At 42.4% G+C, this 22,297-nt stretch carries 18 protein-coding genes and 1 tRNA gene; 1 reads left to right on the top strand and 18 read right to left on the bottom strand.

The features are described from left to right. Positions 1 to 218: 218 nt before the first annotated feature. On the top strand, positions 219 to 641 hold the full coding sequence (locus EL081_RS10235; protein ID WP_126403770.1) for a helix-turn-helix transcriptional regulator: 423 nt from the start codon (positions 219 to 221) through the stop codon (positions 639 to 641). 380 nt (positions 642 to 1,021) lie between these two features. Here the strand turns inward: EL081_RS10235 and EL081_RS01865 are convergent, their stop codons facing one another. From EL081_RS01865 to EL081_RS01780, 18 genes are all read right to left on the bottom strand, one after another. Continuing rightward, complete coding sequence (locus EL081_RS01865) at positions 1,022 to 2,557, bottom strand: DUF1097 domain-containing protein (RefSeq protein WP_126403769.1); 1,536 nt, start codon at positions 2,555 to 2,557, stop codon at positions 1,022 to 1,024. Between the two features lie 260 nt (positions 2,558 to 2,817). Next, positions 2,818 to 3,150 carry a DUF3883 domain-containing protein gene (locus EL081_RS01860; RefSeq protein ID WP_126403768.1) on the bottom strand — a complete coding sequence of 111 codons (333 nt, stop codon included), beginning with the start codon at positions 3,148 to 3,150 and terminating at the stop codon, positions 2,818 to 2,820. A gap of 26 nt (positions 3,151 to 3,176) precedes the next feature. Then, entirely contained in the window at positions 3,177 to 3,503 is a 327-nt protein-coding gene (locus tag EL081_RS01855) for a hypothetical protein (RefSeq protein ID WP_126403767.1), read from the bottom strand. A gap of 189 nt (positions 3,504 to 3,692) precedes the next feature. Continuing rightward, positions 3,693 to 4,574: a class II fructose-bisphosphate aldolase gene (locus tag EL081_RS01850; RefSeq protein WP_048789867.1), complete on the bottom strand. Its 882-nt coding sequence runs from the start codon at positions 4,572 to 4,574 to the stop codon at positions 3,693 to 3,695. 193 nt (positions 4,575 to 4,767) lie between these two features. Next, on the bottom strand, positions 4,768 to 5,220 hold the full coding sequence (locus tag EL081_RS01845) for a hypothetical protein (protein ID WP_126403766.1): 453 nt from the start codon (positions 5,218 to 5,220) through the stop codon (positions 4,768 to 4,770). 81 nt (positions 5,221 to 5,301) lie between these two features. Continuing rightward, positions 5,302 to 5,387, bottom strand: a tRNA-Leu gene (locus tag EL081_RS01840). Between the two features lie 163 nt (positions 5,388 to 5,550). Beyond that, positions 5,551 to 6,246, bottom strand: coding sequence for a B3/B4 domain-containing protein (locus tag EL081_RS01835; protein WP_117744905.1), 696 nt, complete (start codon positions 6,244 to 6,246; stop codon positions 5,551 to 5,553). A gap of 263 nt (positions 6,247 to 6,509) precedes the next feature. Next, the gene (gene rpoE / locus EL081_RS01825; protein WP_048691524.1) at positions 6,510 to 7,088 is read right to left on the bottom strand and encodes a DNA-directed RNA polymerase subunit delta; all 579 of its coding nucleotides are present in this window, start codon (positions 7,086 to 7,088) and stop codon (positions 6,510 to 6,512) included. Positions 7,089 to 7,305: 217 nt separating this feature from the next. Next, positions 7,306 to 8,589 (bottom strand): trigger factor, encoded by a 1,284-nt coding sequence (tig, locus tag EL081_RS01820; protein WP_048717652.1) that lies wholly within the window; start codon positions 8,587 to 8,589, stop codon positions 7,306 to 7,308. A 218-nt stretch (positions 8,590 to 8,807) separates the two neighbouring features. Beyond that, positions 8,808 to 9,371: a TIGR01440 family protein gene (locus EL081_RS01815; protein ID WP_126403765.1), complete on the bottom strand. Its 564-nt coding sequence runs from the start codon at positions 9,369 to 9,371 to the stop codon at positions 8,808 to 8,810. Between the two features lie 3 nt (positions 9,372 to 9,374). Next, on the bottom strand, positions 9,375 to 9,845 hold the full coding sequence (locus tag EL081_RS01810; protein ID WP_048691530.1) for an ECF transporter S component: 471 nt from the start codon (positions 9,843 to 9,845) through the stop codon (positions 9,375 to 9,377). Continuing rightward, positions 9,835 to 10,596 carry a bifunctional hydroxymethylpyrimidine kinase/phosphomethylpyrimidine kinase gene (locus tag EL081_RS01805; protein WP_126403764.1) on the bottom strand — a complete coding sequence of 254 codons (762 nt, stop codon included), beginning with the start codon at positions 10,594 to 10,596 and terminating at the stop codon, positions 9,835 to 9,837. Before EL081_RS01805 ends, EL081_RS01810 begins: the two co-directional genes overlap by 11 nt. Then, on the bottom strand, positions 10,586 to 11,335 hold the full coding sequence (gene truA / locus EL081_RS01800; RefSeq protein WP_126403763.1) for a tRNA pseudouridine(38-40) synthase TruA: 750 nt from the start codon (positions 11,333 to 11,335) through the stop codon (positions 10,586 to 10,588). Before truA ends, EL081_RS01805 begins: the two co-directional genes overlap by 11 nt. Before the next feature lie 145 nt (positions 11,336 to 11,480). Further along, positions 11,481 to 15,047 carry a family 20 glycosylhydrolase gene (locus tag EL081_RS01795; RefSeq protein WP_126403762.1) on the bottom strand — a complete coding sequence of 1,189 codons (3,567 nt, stop codon included), beginning with the start codon at positions 15,045 to 15,047 and terminating at the stop codon, positions 11,481 to 11,483. A 679-nt stretch (positions 15,048 to 15,726) separates the two neighbouring features. Beyond that, entirely contained in the window at positions 15,727 to 16,968 is a 1,242-nt protein-coding gene (locus EL081_RS01790) for an aminopeptidase (RefSeq protein WP_048691540.1), read from the bottom strand. A gap of 18 nt (positions 16,969 to 16,986) precedes the next feature. After that, entirely contained in the window at positions 16,987 to 17,136 is a 150-nt protein-coding gene (locus tag EL081_RS10020; protein WP_023022162.1) for a hypothetical protein, read from the bottom strand. Next, complete coding sequence (locus tag EL081_RS01785) at positions 17,133 to 17,828, bottom strand: hypothetical protein (protein WP_126403761.1); 696 nt, start codon at positions 17,826 to 17,828, stop codon at positions 17,133 to 17,135. The genes EL081_RS10020 and EL081_RS01785 overlap by 4 nt, the downstream gene beginning before the upstream one ends. Before the next feature lie 37 nt (positions 17,829 to 17,865). Continuing rightward, positions 17,866 to 22,257: a PolC-type DNA polymerase III gene (locus EL081_RS01780; RefSeq protein ID WP_126403760.1), complete on the bottom strand. Its 4,392-nt coding sequence runs from the start codon at positions 22,255 to 22,257 to the stop codon at positions 17,866 to 17,868. Positions 22,258 to 22,297: the final 40 nt, after the last annotated feature.

Here is a 22,297-nt window from a genome sequence, read left to right as displayed (position 1 = left end):
TTCTGACACAGAATCTAGAACAAACATATGACTCACTTTATTTTTAATAAGCTAATCATAACTTCATTCCTCACTTTCTTAAGAATATCGATATTATAATCCATAATTTTTATTTTGTCAAATATTTTTTACTTAAATTATATTTTTGACCAAAACAATGCTTTTTTATGTCCCAAATTTCTGTTATAATGTAAATACAGAATTGTAGGTGTTGTGAAATGAAAAAAGAAAAATATCCCTCAAATGAGAAAACAAGACAAATACTGCAAGATAATTTAAAGTCTATCAGAGAAATCTTAAATTGGACTAGTGAAGATTTAGGTAATCTTATTGGTGTCACTAAACAAACTATTAGTAATCTAGAAACAAAAAATAGCAAACTAACCAAACTACATTATATTGCAATACGAACAGTAGTTGATTTTGAAATTGAACAACTAAAGTCAGCCGACTCTGATAGAGCTAAGCGTGCTGAAATGTTATTAGAAGTATTGTCCAAAGCTGAAGCAGAAAATCTAGATTTTGATGAAATCTCTCAGGCTTCTAAATTAATTGTATCCTCTAAGTCTGCTGCTATTGCAGGTAAAATTATTGGTGCGTTAGTACCAATCCTTTTAATTGGTCTCAATAAAAAAAAATAGAAATTAGTAAATTGGAACACTGAACAAACTCTCTGAATAAAAGCTCCTCTTCTTGCTGTAAAAAACAGTTAATAGAGGAGCTTTTTTTCCTAGATTGTCAAATTAAGCTAGACAGAAAAAGCATCCCGTATTTTTGATACGAAATGCTTTTAATAAATGTAAATATGAATTTTATTCTAATACATTTTAAATAAAAAATACGCAATTTTAATAGATCTTGCGTATTTTATAACTTTATATTGAGAGTTATTGTAAATTAACTTTCCGAAAAATGTATCTTTTCCGGAAAGTTTTAGCCATTATCGTATCTATTTTTCATGTATATTACCGACAATTTTGCAGAACAATTATAAATAATTGGATATTATATGATTGAATAACTACTTAATCTCAATATATGTTTTTTTATTTCCATCCTCATCTTTCATATCTATAATTTTTGTCATTTTATTAAGCTCACCAACTATATTATGTTTTTCATCTTTAATCGTCATGGAAACTTTATCATATTTATAATTCGTAACTTTAGGAATAACTTTTTTAAGTGATCTGGTAGAATTAAAGTACTGAATATTATCTTTTACGTGGCTTATTTTATCCTCACAGAAATAAATCCTATCCGTAGGTAAATAAGTCTGTTCACTATTTTTGTAGTAAAAAACACCATTTGGTACTTTTTTCATATCTACATCCAAGAGCAAATTTGATAAAACAAGAAATGAAAAAAATATAGTAACAATAATTAAAGCTGTTAAATCTAGTTGCCCAAGTGTTTCCTTTCTTGTACGTTTATCTATTTTTTCAAACTTATTTAAAATATTTGATTCATTATGTATAAAGTAATCATTATCTACTTTCACTATATCATTAGAAATCACTTTAATTGATCTATTAGTGTTTAAAGAGAGCCATGACTCTTTTGACAATATAAATTTATCACGTATCTTTTGAGATTCATTTTCAGTACTACTATTTTGTTTTTTCAATAAAAAAACACTTTTATCAATATTCCATTTCCTTTTGCTACACCTTATTTTATAATATTTCCCATTACTAATCGATAAATTTTCAATCTCCTTAACTTTTCCTATCAGACTTCTTGTAACTTTAGTTAAAAATATATCTTTGTATTCTATAAAAACAATCCAACCTAAAGTAATAAAAATTAGTTTTAATAATCCAGAAGAGAAAGTATAGATCGAAAAAAATTCTTGAGAAGCCTCCTCGTAATGAGAGGAGGTCATTTTATTAAGTAAGTAAATAAAATTATTACTCACTGAAATTTTTTCCGAAAATAATAATGAAATATATAAAATTGGAATATATATAATAGTTGAATATTTAATTCTACTCAATTTTTCCTTGATCTTTTCATTATTTTCTATTTTATCCCTATATTTTTCTGGAAAAAAATATTTTATATCTATACTTGTAAATTGAGTCGTAATCGTTCCAAATATTAACATTAAAAATGTCCAACCCAAAGGTGAGTTTTCTATACCGATTAATGAACTGAAAATTATTAATATTGAAGAAAAGCCAATCACTATCCATGGAGAAATTCCAATAAATTGATATACAAATCGAAATAGAAATAAAAGAACTGAACAAATTAAAAGTCCAATTATAATAGTTACTATTGTTTCTACGTTCAATATAAAAATTTCTATTAAATGTAAGTTATTATTTATTACTTTGAAATCCTCTACAATTAACAGTCCAATTGATATATAATATAGAAAACAAATTAAAATATTTATAAACTTCTTTTTTGAAAAGATTATGGCGGGTCTTTTTAACTGTTGAAATATGTTTCCAAGCTCTTCCCTATCCGTTTGAGCATTGACACGAATAAAATAAAAGAAAAGGAAAAGGACTAGATTAATCATAAGAACTAGGTTGATCATAGTCGCCATGACCAACTCTATATTGTTATATATCAAAAATTTAAATAATAATAATGACATTAACATTAATGTTATGTATATTACAATACCATTGACACATATTGTTAAAAAGAAATTTGGTAACATTGGTTGAGTTATAAAAGTTTTTTTGAAAAAATTCATTATATTATCCCTATCTTTTAAATTAGCAGTCTATGATACTATTTCAATTTAAATATTAAAACAATGACAAAACCTAAAATGGCTCTATACACAATCACTTAAAACTGCTATTTTTGAAACACTACTACCTTCGTTGTTTCAAGTATAAACTTCTCATCATCTACAGGCACCTTATATATTTTAATTTTACAGTCTTTTGTTTTAACCTGAAGATCATAGACTCTATAAATTTGATAATCATAGTTTGTGTTCAATGACGCTTCTATTTCATTTCGAGTCATCTCAAAACCATCTACATATCTACTCGTTGTTGTTTTTACTTCGACATGGATCTCCTTTCCATCCTTGTCCCAATACCGAATATCGTAACCTAGACCATCACCTTCTTCTATAGAGAGATGTACTGGAGTAGCTAATCCTTCTTGCTGAGCTGATTCCATTAAATAATCAAAAACTATTTCTTCCCCTAAAGCACCGATTTTACTTTTTGCTTTCTGTATTTTTTCAAAATCGAGTTTCTTGGCAATTCCTGAATATTTTGTGATCGATTTTTACCTTCATCTTCAAAAGTTATGTTGAATCCATCATTCTTATTTGTCTGTATTTTTAGGATTTCATTGAAGGTTGAATTTGTAAAGATAAAGTTCAACTCCTCGATCGTTTCAAGTTCTTCCTTTAACTGTTGAAAGGCAAACATCGAAAACGTTGCAGCAGCAATCTTCACCTTGCTTCCAGGCTTTATTTCTTTCTTTAATTCATCTCCTAGACGAATACTCCGATTATCAATCTCCATTATAATCTCCTAATATTAACTCAACAATTTAATTATATCATGTAAAAACTATATTGGCCCTTCAAACTAAAAATTATTACTAAAAATGAGTAAATTGTTTTGTTTACAATAAATACTTTTCCAAATAAGAGAACCAAAAAAGGCTTATCCTTGCGGATAAACCTCTGGTTAATAACGTTTCAAGCAAAATTAAGCTTTGTTTTCGCTACCAAATACGTCGATACGTTCTTCAACTGAAGCTGTGATTGCTTCGAATCCTGGTTTCAAGAATTTACGTGGGTCGAAGAGTTTCTTCTTGTCGTATTCTGCTTCGTTTGCATCGTATTCACGTACGAATTGACGAGTTGCATTAGCGAATGCGATTTGGCACTCAGTGTTAACGTTAACTTTCGCAACACCAAGTTTGATAGCTTCTTTGATTTGCTCATCAGGGATACCTGAACCACCGTGCAATACGATTGGGAATCCTGGAAGAGCTTCTGTCAATTTCTTCAAGTGGTCAAGGTCAAGACCTTCCCAGTTTGCTGGGTATGGACCGTGGATGTTACCAATACCTGCTGCCAAGAAGTCGATTCCTGTAGCAACCATTGCTTTAGCATCTTCGATTGGTGCCAATTCACCTTTACCAACGATACCGTCTTCTTCACCACCGATTGTACCAACTTCAGCTTCAACTGAGATACCTTTAGCGTGAGCTTTTTCTACAACTTCTTTCGCCAATTTAAGGTTTTCTTCAACTGGAAGGTGTGATCCGTCGAACATGATTGAAGTGTAACCAACTTCGATACATTCAAGAGCATCTTCGTAGTGACCATGGTCAAGGTGGATTGCAACTGGTACAGTGATACCCATTGCTTCAACAAGGTTAGCGATCATGTTGCGAGCTACTTTGTAACCACCCATGTATTTAGCAGCACCCATAGAAGTTTGGATCAAAACTGGAGCTTTTTTAGCTTCTGCTGCACGCAAGATAGCTTGAGTCCACTCAAGGTTGTTTGTGTTAAATCCACCAACTGCGTAACCATTGTCACGAGCTGCTTGGACAAATTTTTCTGCTGAAACGATTGCCATTAGTAGTAGGCCTCCTCTAATTTATTGTGGTTAAACCACTTACATTGTTTATTTTATCACTTTTTAGATGAAAATGCTAGCTTTTCCTGTAGCTTTAAGCGCTTTCTTATTATAAATGAGGAGGAATGCTTACTTTCCCAAGACTTCTACAGCCCATAGAAACGCAAAAGAAGGGAGCCCAAGCTCCCTCTTTTTAATCCTCTGCTTTAAAATTTTTTAATGAAACTAAAAATGCAATCCCGGAAATCACTAGGAATCCTCCTGCGACCCATTGAGAATAGAAGAAATAAGTAAATTCATGAACTTTCCCAAAGATTTTTCCAAATAGCCACATCAAGGGACTTTCAAGATACGAAAAACTCCAGGACAAAATAAGGAGATTCGCAAATAAAAGAATGAGACCCGCTACCAGAAAGAGATTGGAAATCCACTTATGAATCCTCTTTTCATCTTTTAGGAGCCACCTAGAAGCGATGGCTAGAATACAGACAAAGAAGTTCCAGCTAATTAAAGCCATCAAGGCACTTCCGAAATCTTCATGAGCAGCGAGCCCCATGGCCAAAATCATGACTGGAGCAAAAAAATTAATGGCACTTCCTATGAGCGCTAGGAGCCCATTGATCAAAACCAGATAGTGCTTCTTCATGTTCACACCTCATCTCACACCTATTCTATCATAAAGTTTTGAAAAACAAAAAAGATAGCCGAAGCTGTCTTGATCATCCGATGCGGAGAGAGGGACTTGAACCCTCACGACCTAAAGCGGTCACAGGATCCTTAGTCCTGCGCGTCTGCCAATTCCGCCATCCCCGCGATTGAGTACCTTACTAGTATATCAATCTTCTACTTTCTTGTCAAGATTTTTTTCAAACTTTTTTCAAAGGTTGCAGATTTTCACAGGTTAAGCAGAGCGTCGGCAGCTTCACTTGTCTCTCCTGTTCAAATGAGGATTCATCCCTATTACAGAAGGGCTCCTTTAAGGGACTGGAATTGTCTCACTGGGGGTAACCAGATATTTTTCAAATTCTAAATCAGGCATACAAGAGGCCATATCTTCTCTAATCCGCTCCAGTGCTTCCAAGCGCATCTCTACAGAGGTCGCTCTGTTTCCCTGGATGATAAAGAGGGCATTGCGGGTAGTCTCCTCCATCTTATAGCGCTCACCATCTCTCACATCTAGCCAGGCCATAATACCCTCTTGATCTCGGTAGACCGGATCGGTTTCACTAACATGCTTTTCTGTTGATAAGATGGGCAAAAAGGTATCCTCTCTTTGACTAATCGTAAACTCGATTGGTCCTTGGATCTTATCCAAATCATGCCCTCCAATGGCTAAAAAGGAACGGAGACATTCGACATTATAGATATCAATCACACTATTGATCGTCGGAAGGAAGCCACGACTTTGGATATTCTTAATCAAAGCAAGAATTGTCGGCGGGTTCTTCTTGACACTACGCCCCGATTCCTTCAACAAGTCCATATAGCCTTGTACAACTGCCTCCTCTTTCACCAAGCTGAGATCACAATTTAAGGCCCAATTTTCCATCTCCTTCTTTTTAGCTAGAAAAGTTGCAGACAGGTGAGCTTGTGGATCCACCTGTTTGGCCACTCCGATTACAACTGTCTCAATCCCTAAGTCAACCAAACTTTGATTCAGTATCCAGTCCATATGCTCTTCCTCCTTCTGCACTACTTCAGGCTTACACCCTTATTATACTCCTCCGAGAACCATCCTTCAAGTAAAGAAAGAGAGTTGGACAGAAATCGGTAATTCGTTAGAATTCGATTTCGTCGTCCAACCTCCGCACAGTTGAGTAGGGCTATAAAAGCTGATGAAATCAGCGTAGTAGAGTCCACTCAACCACTGCGTCTTGCTCGACAATCCAAATAAACATAGAAAGAGGCTAGGAATTTTGTCCCAGCCTCTTTGGATTATTCTTCTTCTTCGTAAGACTCTTCTTCGTCTTCTTCGTCACTTAACTCAACTTCTTCATCCAACTCATCTGGTGAGATTTCATTAATTTCAGCGTCATAGGCTTCCACTTCATCCTTCTCATCTTCTGGGTTTTCATCATCGTAAGTAAGCGCTGGATCTGCTTCATAGACATCTTCGTCTTCTGGATCATCCGCATTGTAATCGATCGCGTCTTCGTCTCCATCCATAAAGGCGTTGACACGTTTTTTCTTACGTTTCTTAGGCTCTTCATCTTCATCTGTTTCTTCAAGAGCGATGATTTCTTCATCTACCTCATCGATCGCATACCATGAGCGAAGTCCCCATTTGTTGTCTCCTAGTGGGATAAAGCTTCCGTCCACATTCAATTCCGTATAGAACAATGGAAGAGCTTCACGAATTTCACTGTTTGATTTTTCAAGGTAGTTTTGAATTTCATTGACCAGGTCATTGAAATACATTTCATGATCACGGCCACGTGACTCTAAGATTGCACGGGCTACTTCAATCATTGAAAGTTCACTTTTTTCTTGTCCAGCAAATACTTCTAATTCCAAGGTAGATCTCCTTCATTTTTATCTCAAGGCAACACTCTTTTCATTAAAAAAGAGGATACCCCTAAAATACATCATTTATCGTTACACTCTATTGTACGATAATTTTCCCCTTTCGTCAAAGGAAAATTCCGCGCCAAGAAGAAGAGAAAAGCCGGGACACATGGCCTCAGCTTTTCTTCTTATGACTTGTTTCCATCAAGATGGAAGATTGTCTTTTTTATTTTACTTTTGCAGTACTTGTGATCACTTCAACAGCTTTCTTCACAGCGATGTCGTGTTTCAACATTTCTGGTGAAAGCAAGCTACGAACTTGTTCAACTGGCATGTTGTAGTCTGCTGCCAATTGTTCGATTTCTGCAGTTACTTCTTCGTCAGTTGCTTCGAAGCCTTCTGCTTTAGCAACCGCTTCTACGACAAGGTTTGTCTTAGTACGTGCTGCTGCATCTGCTTCATATTGTTTGTGAAGATCTTCTTGAGTTGTACCAGTGATTTGGAAGTACATGTCTGGAGAGATTCCTTGACGTTGCATGTTTCCAAGGAATTCATTGACAGCACGGTGTACTTCTTCGTGGATCATTTCTTCTGGAAGGTCAACGATTTCTGCATTTTCTACTGCAAGGTCAATCGCTGCTGACTCAACTGCATCTTTGTAAGCTTCTTCTTTCGCTTCAGCCAACTCTTTGCGGTATTTTTCTTTCAATTCAGCAAGAGTTTCAACTTCTTCGTCGATGTCTTTTGCCAATTCATCGTCAAGAGCTGGTACTTCTTTTGCTTTTACTTCGTGGATGGTTGTCACGAATTTTGCTTCTTTACCTGCAAGGTCAGTTGCTTGGTAGTTTTCTGGGAAAGTTACGATGACATCAACTGTTTCACCAGCTGAGTGTCCAACCAATTGGTCTTCGAAACCTGGGATGAATTGACCTGAACCAAGTCCAAGTGAGAAGTTATCTCCTTTTCCTCCGTCAAACTCAACACCGTCAACAGAACCTACAAAGTCGATCACAACGGTATCACCTTCAGCTGCTGGTCCTTCTTTGATTACCAATTCAGCCAAGTTGTTGCGTTCGCGTTCGATACGTGCATCTACATCTTCATCTGTTACTTCTTTAGAAACTTCTACAGATACTTCAAGGTCTTTGTAAGCACCCAATTTTACTTCTGGTTTTGTAACAACATTTGCTGTCAATGTCCAATCTTGACCTTTTTCCATTGATACAACGTCAAAAGTTGGTTGAGCAACCACTTCAAGACCTGCTTCTTTTACTGCTGCTTCATAAGCTGCTGGAAGAAGATCGTTCAAAGCATCTTGATAAAGTGATTCTTCACCAAAACGTTGGTTGAAGATCGGACGTGGAAGGTGACCTTTACGGAATCCTGGTACGTTCAAGTTTTTCTTAACAGACTCAAACACGCGGTCTAAAGCTGGTTTAATTTGGTCTTGACTGATGGTAAAAGTCAATACTCCGCGGTTTGTTTCTTTGTTTTCAAATGATACAGACATTCTGTCTCTCCTTAAAATAATATAGTCATTCCTAATAATTTTACCATAAAACTTCGAAAATGCAAGTTTTTGGGCATCTTGGTTTTGTAGAAACTGCTTCTTTTTAGAGGAATTTTATAGTCGTTTCTGGAGACCAAAAGATTAAAAATCTCTTTCCTATCTCAAAAATTGTCCCGGAATAAAAAAACTAGTCCGTGCCTGAACTAGTTTCCTTCCTATTAGGATTTTCGAAGCGGATCATCTTGGTAAGTAGCACGCGCCCCACCGATTAACTTGGGACGACTGGCTAGAGCCGTCACATGAGCACCACCCAGTTCTTTCAAGACTGGGCGAACGGGTACTTGCACATGCTTGACATGCATCCCAATAGAAGTGTCCCCGATGTCCAAACCAGCCTGAGCTGTGATAAATTCAACTTCGACTGGGTCTTTCATATAACCGAAGGCTGCCAACTGTCCGGCACCACCCGCATGGAGGCTCGGTAGTACATTGACGATTTCTAAGTCTTTCTTTTCTGCTAGTTCACGTTCGACCACCAGAGCGCGGTTAAGATGCTCACATCCTTGGACAGCTAAGTAAATCCCTTTGGGAGTTAGGGTATCTAGGATGGTTTTCACAATGGCTTGCCCAATCTCTAGGCTTGAGTTCTTCCCGATACTTGCGCCAGCGACTTCACTGGTGGACAGGCCTAATACGAGGATTTGTCCCTGATGCAGATTGGCCTTGGATAAAAGATCCAGCAAAATCTCCTGGGTTTCTCTTTTTAATTGTTCTAACTCCATCCTCTAATTCCCCTTCTTTGGCAAGAAATGGTACAGAGCATATCCCAGAGCCATCCCAACGAAGTTTTGAACCAGATTATGAGGAACCTCTTCAATGGCCGCTACCCAGGTATTTCCTAAAAAGAGCGCTGATGCTAGGGCATAGCCGCCTACCATGATAACCGTTCCTAGAAGCAGACCGATGTAACGGGCTTTTCCTTTAAAGCCAGCAAAGTAGCCTTGAGCTCCGTGGAAAAGGAGACTAAAGAACATCCATTGAGGATAGCCAGAGAGGAGGTCTAAGAGAAAGGCTCCAAGACCACCGACCACTGCTCCTTCTTTGCGCCCCAGATAAAAGGCGGTAAAATAAACGCCTAAATCCAGCAAGGTCACCATCCCGGTTGGAGTTGGCAACTTGGTGTAATAGCCCAGCACAACTGTCAAGGCGGTTAAAATGGCTAAATGCGCGATTACTTGGGTACGGTTATTGGTCATATTGAACTACTCCATATTGATCTGATTTTTGAATGGCTTGGTAGACGAACGCTTTTGAAGCCTTAACAGCTTCTAACGTTGCCTTCCCTTGAACTAACTGGCTTGCAATGCTAGAGGCAAAGGTACAACCAGCTCCTGTATTATTCTTCTCTAAAACGTCTTCTTCGAAGACCGTAAAGTCTTGGCCATCATAAAAGACATCAATGGCTTTTTCCTTGTTGAGGCGATTGCCCCCTTTGACCACGACGTTGGCCGCTCCCAATTCATGGAGCTTACGAGCAGCTTCCTTCATATCATCGAGCGATTGAATCTTGCTTTGGATCAAGATCTCAGCCTCTGGTAAGTTTGGTGTGATGATGGTCACATAAGGGAAGAACTTAATCAATTCATCTCGAAGAGCTGACACTTCCACATCATGGGTTTCCTTGCAGACCAAGACAGGGTCTAAAACTACAGGGATATCCGCATGGGCCTTGACGTAGTCCAAGGCCAGGTCTGCCACTTCAACATTTGGCAAGAGGCCGAGTTTAATAGCAGAAAAAGGAACATCCTTGAGAGAGTTGAGCTGTTGGGCAAAGGTCATCGGATCCACCGGAATGACTTCAAAACCGTGCTCGGTCATGGCTGTCAAACAAGTCACCGCTACAAAACCATGCTGCTTATTGGTTGTATAGGTCGCAAGGTCTGCATGAAGACCTCCTCCACTAAAAATATCATTTCCTGAAATAGCTAGAATCAATTCATTGCTCATACCGAATCTCCTTTAAATATAAGCCATTTGGCGCTGCTGTAGGACCTGCTAGATTGCGGTCCTTTTTTTCTAAAATCAAGTCAATTTGCTCAACCGGCATTCGTCCATTGCCAATCTTTAGCAAGGTTCCCACCATATTGCGGATTTGCTTGTAGAGAAAGCCATTACCTGAAAAGGTAAAGAGAAGGCGATGATTTGCCCTATCCTCAACCAAGCGAGCCTCTGTAATCGTGCGAACCTTATCTTCCACACTAGTACCCGAAGCAGTAAATCCGGTGAAATCATGGGTTCCCTCCAACTTTTGGATGGCTACTTGCATCTTGGCCACATCCAAGGGGTAGGGATAGTGGGTGGCATAATGGCGCATCATGGGGTTCTTGGGGCGACCATAATCCACGATGAATTCATAGGTCTTGCTGTGCTTCTTGTAACGTGAGTGAAAGTCATCTGCTACTTGCTCCACCTGGATAAAGTCAATATCCTCTGGGGTCTGGGTATCCAGAGCGAAGCGGAGCTTCTCCTCATCCCGTGGCTGAGGGAGATCAAAATGGATGACCTGCCCAAGGGCATGGACGCCTGCATCCGTCCGGCCCGCGCCATGGATGGTCACGGGATTTCCTTGATTGAGACGCATTAAGGTCTTCTCGATTTCTTTTTGTACACTACGCGCATGCGGTTGGCGTTGGAAACCTGCAAATAGCGTTCCATCGTAAGAAATAGTTGCTTTGTATCGTGTCATGTTTTTATTTTATCAAGTTCATCCAAGCTGAACAAGGCAGAAAAGCCATGACTGTCCGGGTACAGTTTTGAGGTCAAAAAAAGAACCAAGTCTTTCCTTTTCCATCTCTGGAAAATAGAAAAACTTAGTTCAATCGGGGGGCTGATTAGTCTTCTTTCCGTCCCTTGAGACCCATCCCTGTTGCACCAAGAACAGCTCCAAGTAAGGCCAAACCTAAGATAGACTCTTGTCCAGTCTCAGGAAGTTGATGGCTAGACGGTGTTTGGTCTTGCACCGGTGCTGGCTTAGCCTCTTCCACTGGTTTTTGCTCTGAAGCGACTGGAGCTGGTTGAGCATTCACAAGTGGCTTCACTTCAGGAGCTACTGGTCTTACTTGATGATGACCTCCTTGATCAACTTGAGGTAAGTCTGGTTGAGGACTTGGACCATCCTGTAAACCTGGAGTCGGAGTGATCACTTCTGCCTCCTTGGTGCCCACTTCCACAATCTCAGAAACAGCTTCTTTCGTAACTTCTGTTCCTACCACTTGGCGGCTCTTATCAAGAGCAGAGACCGCAACAAATTCACGATGCTGGCCTTTGGCACCTACTTGAACCACTTTTCGTTCACCCTTGGCCAAGTCTGGATTGGTCCGTTCGACGACTTCAAAATCTAGTTCTGTTTCAACAATTTCCAAGCTTGGTTTGTCTTCTACCAAGGCTCTGACATCATTTTCTGCTTGACTTCCCACTTGGGTGATTGGTTTCAACTGGCTGAGAGCTTGTGTTAGGCTTGTCACTTGCTCATCTACCTTTTCTTGATGGGCACGACTGACAGTCCAGTTCAATGTATCCAAGACTTTTGCAAGAGCTAAACGAGATTCCTCTGTATAGATGGAAAGATCTGTTGGAACACTTGCAAGGGCCGCACGAAGGGCTGTATAGTCAGCTTTGAAATAGTCTTTGTTATGGTTGGCAAATGCTTCCATGACCTGGAAGACTTCTTCTTCCTTGTATTCATTGGCTGGTTCATCTGCCCAGATTCCCAACATACTTCCGGACACTGGTAATTTCACATCAGGGTATTTGGTTGAAGCTAATTGTTCAAATGGAACGGTTTCTGAATGTTGGATAGCTTTATCGAGTGGATAGCTTTGCTCTCCTCTATGGCCCAAAACATAGTACCAGTCACCGTTGGTATTGAGGAATTTGTAGCCCTTGTCTGCTAGGTACTGTGGTGATGCGAGGTTATAGCCCCACCATCCTTTAGACCAGTATGAAATCAAGACATCCTTGTCAAAGGCAACATCATCTTCATCTCCATAGTAGAAGCCATCGTTAAAGGCCATTGGTTGCAAGCCTTTTTCACGAGCCATAGCTGCGAGACTATTGGAATAGTCCGCAAACTTACCATAGAGCTCATACCATTTGAGATAGTACCAGCCTTGGGCATTGGTAGCATCATTGGCGTATTCGTCTGTTCCATAGTTAAAGATCTTAGACTTGCCTTTGAAATAGTCCATGTACTTGCCAATTAGGGCCTTGGTGAAGTTGACGGCTTCTTCGTTGGTTAGATCCATGGTTGTCTTGGAAACCGTATCAAAGGTTGCTTGTGGATGTTCAATACCCAGTTTTTCCATCGCTACCAATATGGCATCCATATGACCTGGACTATTGACTGCTGGGATCAAGCCAATCCCTTTTGAGCTAGCATAAGCCAGTAACTCATCCATTTCTGCTTGTGTCAAAGCTTGACCATTTGGATCGTCATAGTAGGCCTTGGTACCTTCGAGAAGCGCCTGTTTCACATCGTCGCTGGCATAAGTCTTGCCATTGGCTTCCAGGGTCATATCATCGAGCACAAAGCGCATGCCATCATTTCCGACAAGGAGGTGCAAGTCAGTGTAGCCTAGCTCACTAGCCTTATCCACGATTCGTTTCAATTGATCCAGCGAGAAGTATTTGCGTCCTGCATCAATGGAAATTACCTTGCTCTTGGCTAGTTTTTCAGCAGCTTCCTTGTCTGCCAACTCTTTGGCATAGCTTTCTGTATGGACTAAGGCCTCTTGAGCGGCTTTGAGAGAAGCAATCAGTTCTTTGGCTTCTGCTCGTGTCGTTTCTGCTCCCACTCCTTCTAGTGCCTCTTTCGCTGCTGTAAAGGCTACTAGCGATTCTGGAGTGTAATGGTCCAAATCAGTTGGAGCTTCCGCAAGAGCTTTTTCGACGATTTCAGGGTCCGCTACAAAGTAGTCTGCGTTCTTATCCGCAAAAGCCTGCATGAGCTTGAAGAGAAGCTCTTTTTTGTAGGTTGCAGATGGCGTATCTGCCCAGGCAGCTACCATCCCACCGATAAATGGAACCTTAGCCCCATCATTCTTTTGAACAACATCAATCGCTGATTTAGAAATCCCTTCGAGACCTTGATCGAGATTGTACCAACCTGATCCAGCCTTGTCACGACCAAGGACATAGTACCAAGCATCATTGGTGTTAAGAATTTGATGGCCTAGTTCAGACAAGAATTTTGAAGAAGCCACATCATAGCCGTTCCAACCACCTGTCCAGTAGGAAACAATGATATCTTTATCAAAGGTTCCGTAGGAGGTGTCGCCATTGTAGTAGATACCGTCGTTGAAGGCCATTGGTTTCATCTTGTGTTTTTTCACAATAGCCGCTAGATCATTGGCATATTGGATGAATTTTTCGTAGCCTTTATCTGGATAGCCTTCATCTGGCCAATGCTTGCTAGCTTGGAGAACCTGCCAACCATGGGCATCTGTTGCATCATTGGCATATTCGTCCAAACCGATGTTAAAGATGTCTGTCTTGCCACTGAAATAAGCCGCATACTTGTCCACCAAGGCTTTGGTGAAATCTAAGGCTTTTTGGTTGTCTAAATCAACGGTCCGTTCTGACTTTTTCGTGCCAAAGTAATTAAAGTAAGGGTTTTCGATCCCTAATTGCTCCATAGCGGTTAGGATTGCATCCATGTGCCCTGGGCTATTAATTGTTGGAATCACGCCTATATTCTTGGATTTAGCATAAGCCAAAATGTCATCCATTTGAGCCTGCGTCAAGGCTGTTCCATTTGGATCGTCATAGTAAGCTTTGGTTCCTTTTTCAACTGCCTCTTTGACCGCTTGACTTGAGTAGGACGCATCTCCTACTTGCAAGGACATGTCATCAAGGACAAAGCGCAAACCATCATTTCCCACTAAGAGATGCAAATCGGTATAACCTGTCTTGCTGGCTTCATCAATGATTTCCTTTATTTGATCAGGTGAGAAGTACTTGCGACCCGCATCAATAGAGATGACTTTTTTCTTGGCCAATTTTTCTTCTTGCTCTGGATCTTTAGCGGGTGTTTCCGTCGCTGCTGTTACCGGAACCGGTTGAGCTGTCCCATCAGCTTCTGTGACAGAGATCGCTTCTTCACGAATCAAGCGATCAAGATCAGATGCGCGCAATTCTCGATCAGGTAAGGTCGGTTGACTTTGATCAACGATTGGAGCAGGAACAGTTGGTTTTTCTACCACCGGCTGAGCAGCTTCCTCCGTAGCGGAGAGAGGCAAGTCTCCTTCACTTGGCTGCGTCGGAAGAGTCGTTGCAGGCCTTTCTGTAACGCTTGGCGTATCTGCTGCTACGACTTGACCGCTAGCAAAAAAGCCAACCAGTACCGAAGCAACTCCTACAGCATACTTGCGAATAGCATAACGTGGTTGATGTGATTTCATCAGGACCTCCTAAAATTTGTTTTGTGTAAACGCTTACTTCCAGTCTATCTAGAAAGCAGGCCCTCGTCAAGCCTTCTTTGAAAGGTTCTTTAATTAAGAGAAGAAGCTATAAAATTTTATCCCTATATTTCATTAAAACTAGCGGACAAAAAAAGAGCTTGGCTCTTAAAACCAAACTCTTTATTGATGTATTCTAAAAACAAAGGCTCTGAGTACCGGATTTCTTTCTCTCGGCACAGTGGTTGATTGGAACTAATCCTACCTGCGGTACTCGCACTTCCTAATCAACTATGCGGGGGCAGGACTACGAAATCGAGACTTCATCTACCGATTTCTGTCTCTTGGCGCAGTGGTTGATTGGAACTACTCCTACCTGCGGTACTCGTACTTCCTAATCAACTGTGCGGGGGCAGGACTACGAAATCGAGACTTCATCTACCGATTTCTGTCTCTTGGCGCAGTGGTTGATTGGAACTACTCCTACCTGCGGTACTCGTACTTCCTAATCAACTGTGCGGGGGCAGGACTACGAAATCGAGACTACGTCTACCGATTTCTGTCTCTTGGCGCAGTGGTTGATTGGAACTACTCCTACCTGCGGTACTCGTACTTCCTAATCAACTGTGCGGGGGCAGGACTACGAAATCGAGACTGCGTCTACCGATTTCTGTCCTGCTCCCTATATTGCCCAATCTCCGTTGCGGAAGACTGGGACGCGTGTTCCATCCTCACGGATGCCGTCGATATCCATTTGGCTTGAGCCGATCATGAAGTCAACGTGGACGTCTGAGCGGTTGAGGCCGGCTGCTTCGAGTTCTTCTTCTGTGAACTCTGCTCCACCTTCTACGCTGGTTGCATAGGCTGCCCCGATGGCCAAGTGGTTAGAGGCATTTTCATCGAAGAGGGTATTAAAGAAGGTGATGCCTGATTGGGAAATTGGGCTTGGATCTGGTACGAGGGCACATTCACCCAAGGCACGCGCTCCCTTGTTTTTGAAGACCAAATCTTTCATGACTTGATCGCCTTTTTCTGCTGTGATATCCACAATTTCTCCATTTTCAAAGGTCACTTTGATGCCTTCAATGATGTTCCCATTGTAGCTAAGCGGTTTTGTGGAAGTTACATAACCTTCTGCACGACGGAAGTCAGGAGCTGTGAAGACCTCTTCTGTCGGCATGTTTGGCAAGAAACCTTCGCCTTGGGCATTGATGGCTCCAGCAGATTCCCAGACGTGGTTTTTTGGCAAGCCAAGGGTCAAATCGGTGCCTGGCGCTGTGTAATGAAGGGCTGAGAATTGTTCTTTATTAAGTGTATCTGCCTTGCTCTTCAAAATAGCAGCATGCTCTTCCCAAGCCTTGACTGGATCTTCTTCGTACACCCGGCAGGTCTTGAAGATTTGATCCCAAAGGAGATCCACTGCTTCTTCGTCGCTCGCCGCATTTGGGAAGACCTTTTTCGCCCATTCTAAACCAGCTGCTGCAGCAACTGTCCAGCTGACCTTGTTGGATTGAGTAGCGATGCGCATTGGTTTCATGGCCATGCCCAAAGCCTTAGCAGAAGCCGAAAGTTTCTCTGCCTCGACACCATTTAAGGCACCTGGATCAGACGAGCGCACACCCAAGCGACTGGCCTTGTGTTCCAAGAGGTAATTCATCTCTGCAATCTTGTAATCAGGCACGTTGTCCAAGCGATCCATCGGTGCATGGAGGAATTTTTCACGGGTAGTAAAATCATCTGCCCATTGGATGATCACTTCATGCGCCCCCAAGGCATAGGCTTCCTTCACGATCAAGTGGGCCAATTCTCTTTGCTCCACATCGATGTTCAAAGCCAAAGTATGGCCAGGTTGCACGTTGATGCCGTTTGCCACCAACAATTTTGCGTATTTTTCTAAGTTTTCTTTAAAATTTGGTAAAACCATGTTCAATCCTTTTCTATATTAATCCTTTAAGAGTGACAAGAGGTTTGCTACCACGACTGTGGAGCAGACCAGGCCAGTGACTTTTAAAATTGTATCGGTATCTAGCTCTAATTGATAGCTAAATGTTTTTTGAGCAGGTTTGTCTTCTGCAAAAATTTTGACTCTCATCGTTCTATTCCTTTCTTAGCATCCTCCTCGCCTAGATAGAGGCGTCGTGCCTCTGGGCTGTTGGTAAGAATATCGAGATAGGTTTCATAAGCATCGGGCAGGGGCTTTCCCAAAGAGATATCTAGCTCTGGATTCACATTTTTCCCATAGATAGAGCAGAGATAAAGACGTTCATTGAGCGTCGGAAAGACTTCGAGTGACATGAGCTCAGCCTGACCGACCCGCTCCCAATCTTGCTCTTGGATATCTGGTAGGATATAGGCTTGGAAGAGTCCCATCAGAGGATTGTCCTCTGGTTGGCCACTTTCCTTATCCGCCTGAACCAAGGAAAGCCGATGACCAAAACCAGCTACTTGGCGCTCCTGTCCCTTCACCGAAACCGTAATCGGATGCCCTCCCATATCGCTATAAATCCATTCTTTAGGCAGCCTATAATCTAAGAGAGGCTCAAGATCTTTGACAATCGTTACAGGACTAGAGCGTAGAAACTGACGAGTGACTGCTTTACAAAAGAGAATATTCTCCTCTTTCAAGGTCACTCCCTTCCAGCTATTTTCCTCCTTAAAATGGTTAAAAAATACCAGATAGGGCTCTCGCACCATTTGTGCTAAGACATAGATGCCATTTCGTAGACGAATGGAAATGATTTTCCCTGACTTCCAGGATGTTGCTCTTTTTTTCTTTTCTATCATTAACCAACCTCAAACCGAGCGAGGATCGTTGAATCCATCAAAACAAATCATCAAATAAACTAAGCTGGTTGTCTTCTGGCATATTGCCGAGGATTCCCATCTCGTCCATCTTTTCCACCAAGGTTGAGGAGACGCCTCCACGTTTGCGCAACTCTGTTTTAGAAAGGAATTCTCCTTCTTTGCGAGCTCGTACAATCTGCTTGGCTACGTTCTCTCCCAATCCATCCATGGCGACAAATGGTGGGATAAGGGTGTCTCCATCGATGATGAATTCCGTTGCATCACTGCGATAGAGGTCTAGTTTCCCAAACTTGAAGCCACGTTCCCACATCTCATTGACAATTTCAAGGGTGGTGTAGAGGTCAATCTCCACATTGGAAGCTTCGTTGTTCTTACGTTTCTCAGCGATTTCCTTCATCCGCGCTTTCACGGCTTCTAGGCCTGCACCCATGGTCTTGATATCAAAGGCCTTGGCACGAATTGAGAAGTACGCACAGTAATAGTAGAGAGGGTGATGCACTTTGAAGTAAGCTACCCGTAAGGCCATCATAACGTAGGCTGCCGCATGGGCTTTTGGGAACATATACTTGATTTTTCCACAAGACTCGATGTACCATTCAGGGACGTTGTTAGCCTTCATGGCCTCAATATAGCCATTGCGCTCTTCTTCAGGAATCTTGAGCCACATGCCTTTCCGCACCCGCTCCATGATGGTAAAGGCCATTTTTGGATCTAGGCCAGCGTGCATGAGGTAAACCATGATGTCGTCCCGACACCCGATAACGGTCGATAGGTCCGCAATCCCCGCCTTGATCAAGTCTTGGGCATTTCCCAACCATACGTCGGTACCGTGAGACAGACCTGACAGCTGAAGCAACTCGGCAAAGGTGGTCGGATGGGTTTCATCCACCATGCCCCGAACAAAGTTGGTCCCAAACTCTGGAATTCCCAGCATACCGGTTGAGGTACCGATTTGCTCCGGTGTGACTCCTAAGATATCGGTCCCTGAGAAGAGGGCCATGACACCTGGATCATCCATAGGAATATCATTTGGATCAATGCCTGACAAGTCTTGAAGTTTCCGAATCATGGTCGGATCATCGTGTCCCAGGACATCGAGCTTGAGGACGTTCTCATCGATATCGTGGAAGTTAAAGTGAGTGGTTTGCCATTCGGCGGTCACATCATCTGCTGGATACTGAACAGGGGTGAAGTCATAAACATCCATGTAGTTAGGAATAACAACGATTCCCCCTGGGTGCTGACCGGTCGTCCGTTTGACCCCAGCGGCACCTTGGGCCAGACGCTCGACCTCTGCATCCCGGTAGTACTTGCCATAGTCCCGCTCATAGCCCTTGACAAACCCATAGGCTGTCTTGGCCGCAACCGTACCTACTGTTCCTGCCCGGAAGGCGTATTCTTCCCCAAAAATATCACGGACATCCAAGTGGGCGCTCGGCTGGTCTTCCCCTGAGAAGTTCAAATCGATATCGGGTACCTTGTCCCCATCAAAACCAAGGAAGGTCTCGAACGGAATGTCTTGGCCGTTTTTGCTAAGCTGGTGTCCACAGTTTGGACAGTCCTTATTGGGCATATCAAAGCCTGAACCATAAGAACCATCCGTGATAAACTCACTATACTGACACTGACCACAGACATAGTGAGGCGAGAGCGGATTGACCTCGGTAATCCCAATCATGGTCGCTACAAAGCTAGATCCAACAGATCCCCGTGAACCCACCAAGTAACCCCGTTCATTGGAGCGATGCACCAAGAGTTGGGAAGCCAGATAGATCACGGCGAAGCCATTCCCCAGGATAGAGGTCAATTCTTTTTCAATCCGCAAATCAACAATATCAGGTAGCGGATTGCCATAGATTTCAAAGGCCTTCTGATAGGTCAATTCGGCAACTGTTTCTTCGGCCTTGTCAATAAATGGGGTATACAAGTCTCCTTTAACCACTTCAACGGGTTCAAAGATTTCTGCCAGGTCGTTGGTGTTTTCAATAACAATCTTGCGCGCCAAGTCTTCCCCTAGAAAGGCAAATTCATCCAGCATTTCATTGGTTGTGCGGAAATGGGCTTTTGGCAGAGGGGCTGGTTGAGCGTTTTCTCCATGGCCGATAGTCCGGTTGATGATAGCTCCTTGCCCGAGACTGCGGACAATGATTTCTCGATAGATCTCATCCTCGGGCTCAAGGTAGTGAACATTTCCTGTCGCTAGGACTGGTTTGCCAAGGCGATCTCCCACCTCAATCAAACTCTTGATGATGGTCTGGAGCTCGTCCATATCCTTAACCTGCTCTTTGGCAATGAGGGGCGCATAAATGGCTGGAGGCATCACCTCAATAAAGTCATAATACTTGGCTACTTCTACTGCTGCGTCAACTCCTTGAGAGACGACCGCATCAAAGACCTCTCCTTCAGAACAAGCCGATCCCAGGATCAACCCTTCCCGATGGGCATCTAAAACTGTCCGGGGAATCCGAGGAACGCCCTCAAAATATTGAGTATTGGAAAGAGAGACCAATTTGAACATATTTTTCAAGCCGGTCTGGTTCTTGACATAGATGGTTGCGTGTTTGACCCGTGCCTTTTTGTAGGAATCCGGACTAATTAGATCCAAATTCAGCTTAGCTAAATTGGTCACGCCATGTTTTTCGGCTACATCCTTGATAAAGATGAAGAGCAAGCGGCCCGTTGCTTCCGCATCATAGTTGGCCATGTGGTGGTGTTCCAAGGCAACTCCAAACCGCTTGGTCAAGGGCCCCAAACCATGACGCTTGTACTCTGGATAGAGGTTCCGAGCGAACTCTAGTGTATCAATTACTGGCTGAGTGATTTTGGGAAGGCCATGACGCTCATAGTTGGCATTCATGAAGCCCACGTCAAAAGTAGCATTATGGGCAACCAAAACCGCATCCTGACAGAATTCCTGGAACTCCTCCAAGACCTGTTTCAAAGGTTTGGCATTGCGAACATGGTCATCGGTAATGCCTGTCAGGTCCGTTGTAAAGGCGGAAATGGGATGCCCTGGATTGATGAACTCATCGAATTCGGCAATAATATTGCCCTTGTGCATTTTAGAAGCGGCAACCTGAATCAGATCATTGTAAATCGCTGAGAGTCCTGTCGTTTCCACGTCAAAAACCACATAGGTTGCTTCATGAAGGTCTAAATCGACTTCATTGTAAGTAATCGGCACGCGGTCTTCGACAATATTGGCTTCCATCCCATAGATCAGTTGGATGCCAGCTTTTTTAGCTGCCTTGTAACCATGAGGGAAGGACTGCACATTGCCGTGATCGGTAATGGCAAGAGCCTTGTGGCCCCATTTGGTTGCTTTTGCGACTAACTCCTCTACCTCAGGTAGGGCATCCATGGTCGACATATTGGTATGGGCATGGAACTCGACCCGACGCTCACCTTCTGGCATCAGATCCTTGCGCTCATAGTGGACCACTTCTTGAACATCCTGGACATTCATGGTCAAATCTCGTGTAAAGTTATTGACCTCGATATTTCCACGGACCCGCAACCAAGAGTTTTTCTTAATCATGTCAAACTTCTGAGCTTCTTCTTCGTTTTTAGCCCATTTTTGAAGCGAAAAACTGGAAGTATAGTCGGTCATCTTGAAATTGATCAAGACCCGACCTGTCCGAGTCACCTTTTGTTCAACATCAAAGACCACTCCTTCAAAGACAATACGGTTCTCTTCTGTCGTGATATCGATCATAGGAGTGACCTCTGCCTTATCCAGCTTGGGCTTAGCCGCAGCCTTTTTGGCCTTGAAATCAAAAGCTGGTTTTTCTTCTGCTGGTGGTGGGGCCATTTGAGACAAGGACTCCATGGCCCGCAGAGTTTCTTCGTTAGCTGCTTGGAAGATTTGATCCTTTTCAGCCTCGAAGGCTTGCTGGAGTTCTTCTGTCAACTGGTCATCCGCTTCGACCCGACACTGGAAATGGGGAAAGCCAAACTTGGTCAATTGACTAGCAAGATTAGGCAGATGGTTTTTCCGGTGGTGCTCCGTATCCACAGATGAAGGGCCACTAATAATCAGCTCTTTTCCTTGAGAGCGGACTTGCAGGTGTTGATACATGCTCTTAAAGCCCTGACTCGCACAGGGACCATCTTCAAAAGCCTCCTGATAATAGGCTTGCAAGAGCTCCTCACTAAAAGTTGGATTCTTTACCTGAATCTCAAACACCGCTCGATTTCCTGTCTTTGAAAACTCCTCAGCCAAGCGGTTTTTGAGCTCCTGAAAAATCGTGATGGGAAGAATTTCGGCAAAAACAAAACGAAATTCCCAAACACGACTGAGTTTATGGACGATGACCTCTTGGATTTCAGCCCCTTCAAAAGCGTCTGATTCACGCATTTCCAAAGGCATTCCCAACTGATTCATTAAGATTTCAAACTTGTTTGACATGATATTTCCTCGTACAGTAGTGACCCTATTTTACCATAAA

The organism is Streptococcus viridans, assembly GCF_900636365.1.
Classification (GTDB): domain Bacteria; phylum Bacillota; class Bacilli; order Lactobacillales; family Streptococcaceae; genus Streptococcus; species Streptococcus viridans_A.
Note: the sequence above shows the minus strand (reverse complement) of the source record. Positions and strands in the feature narration are given on the sequence as shown.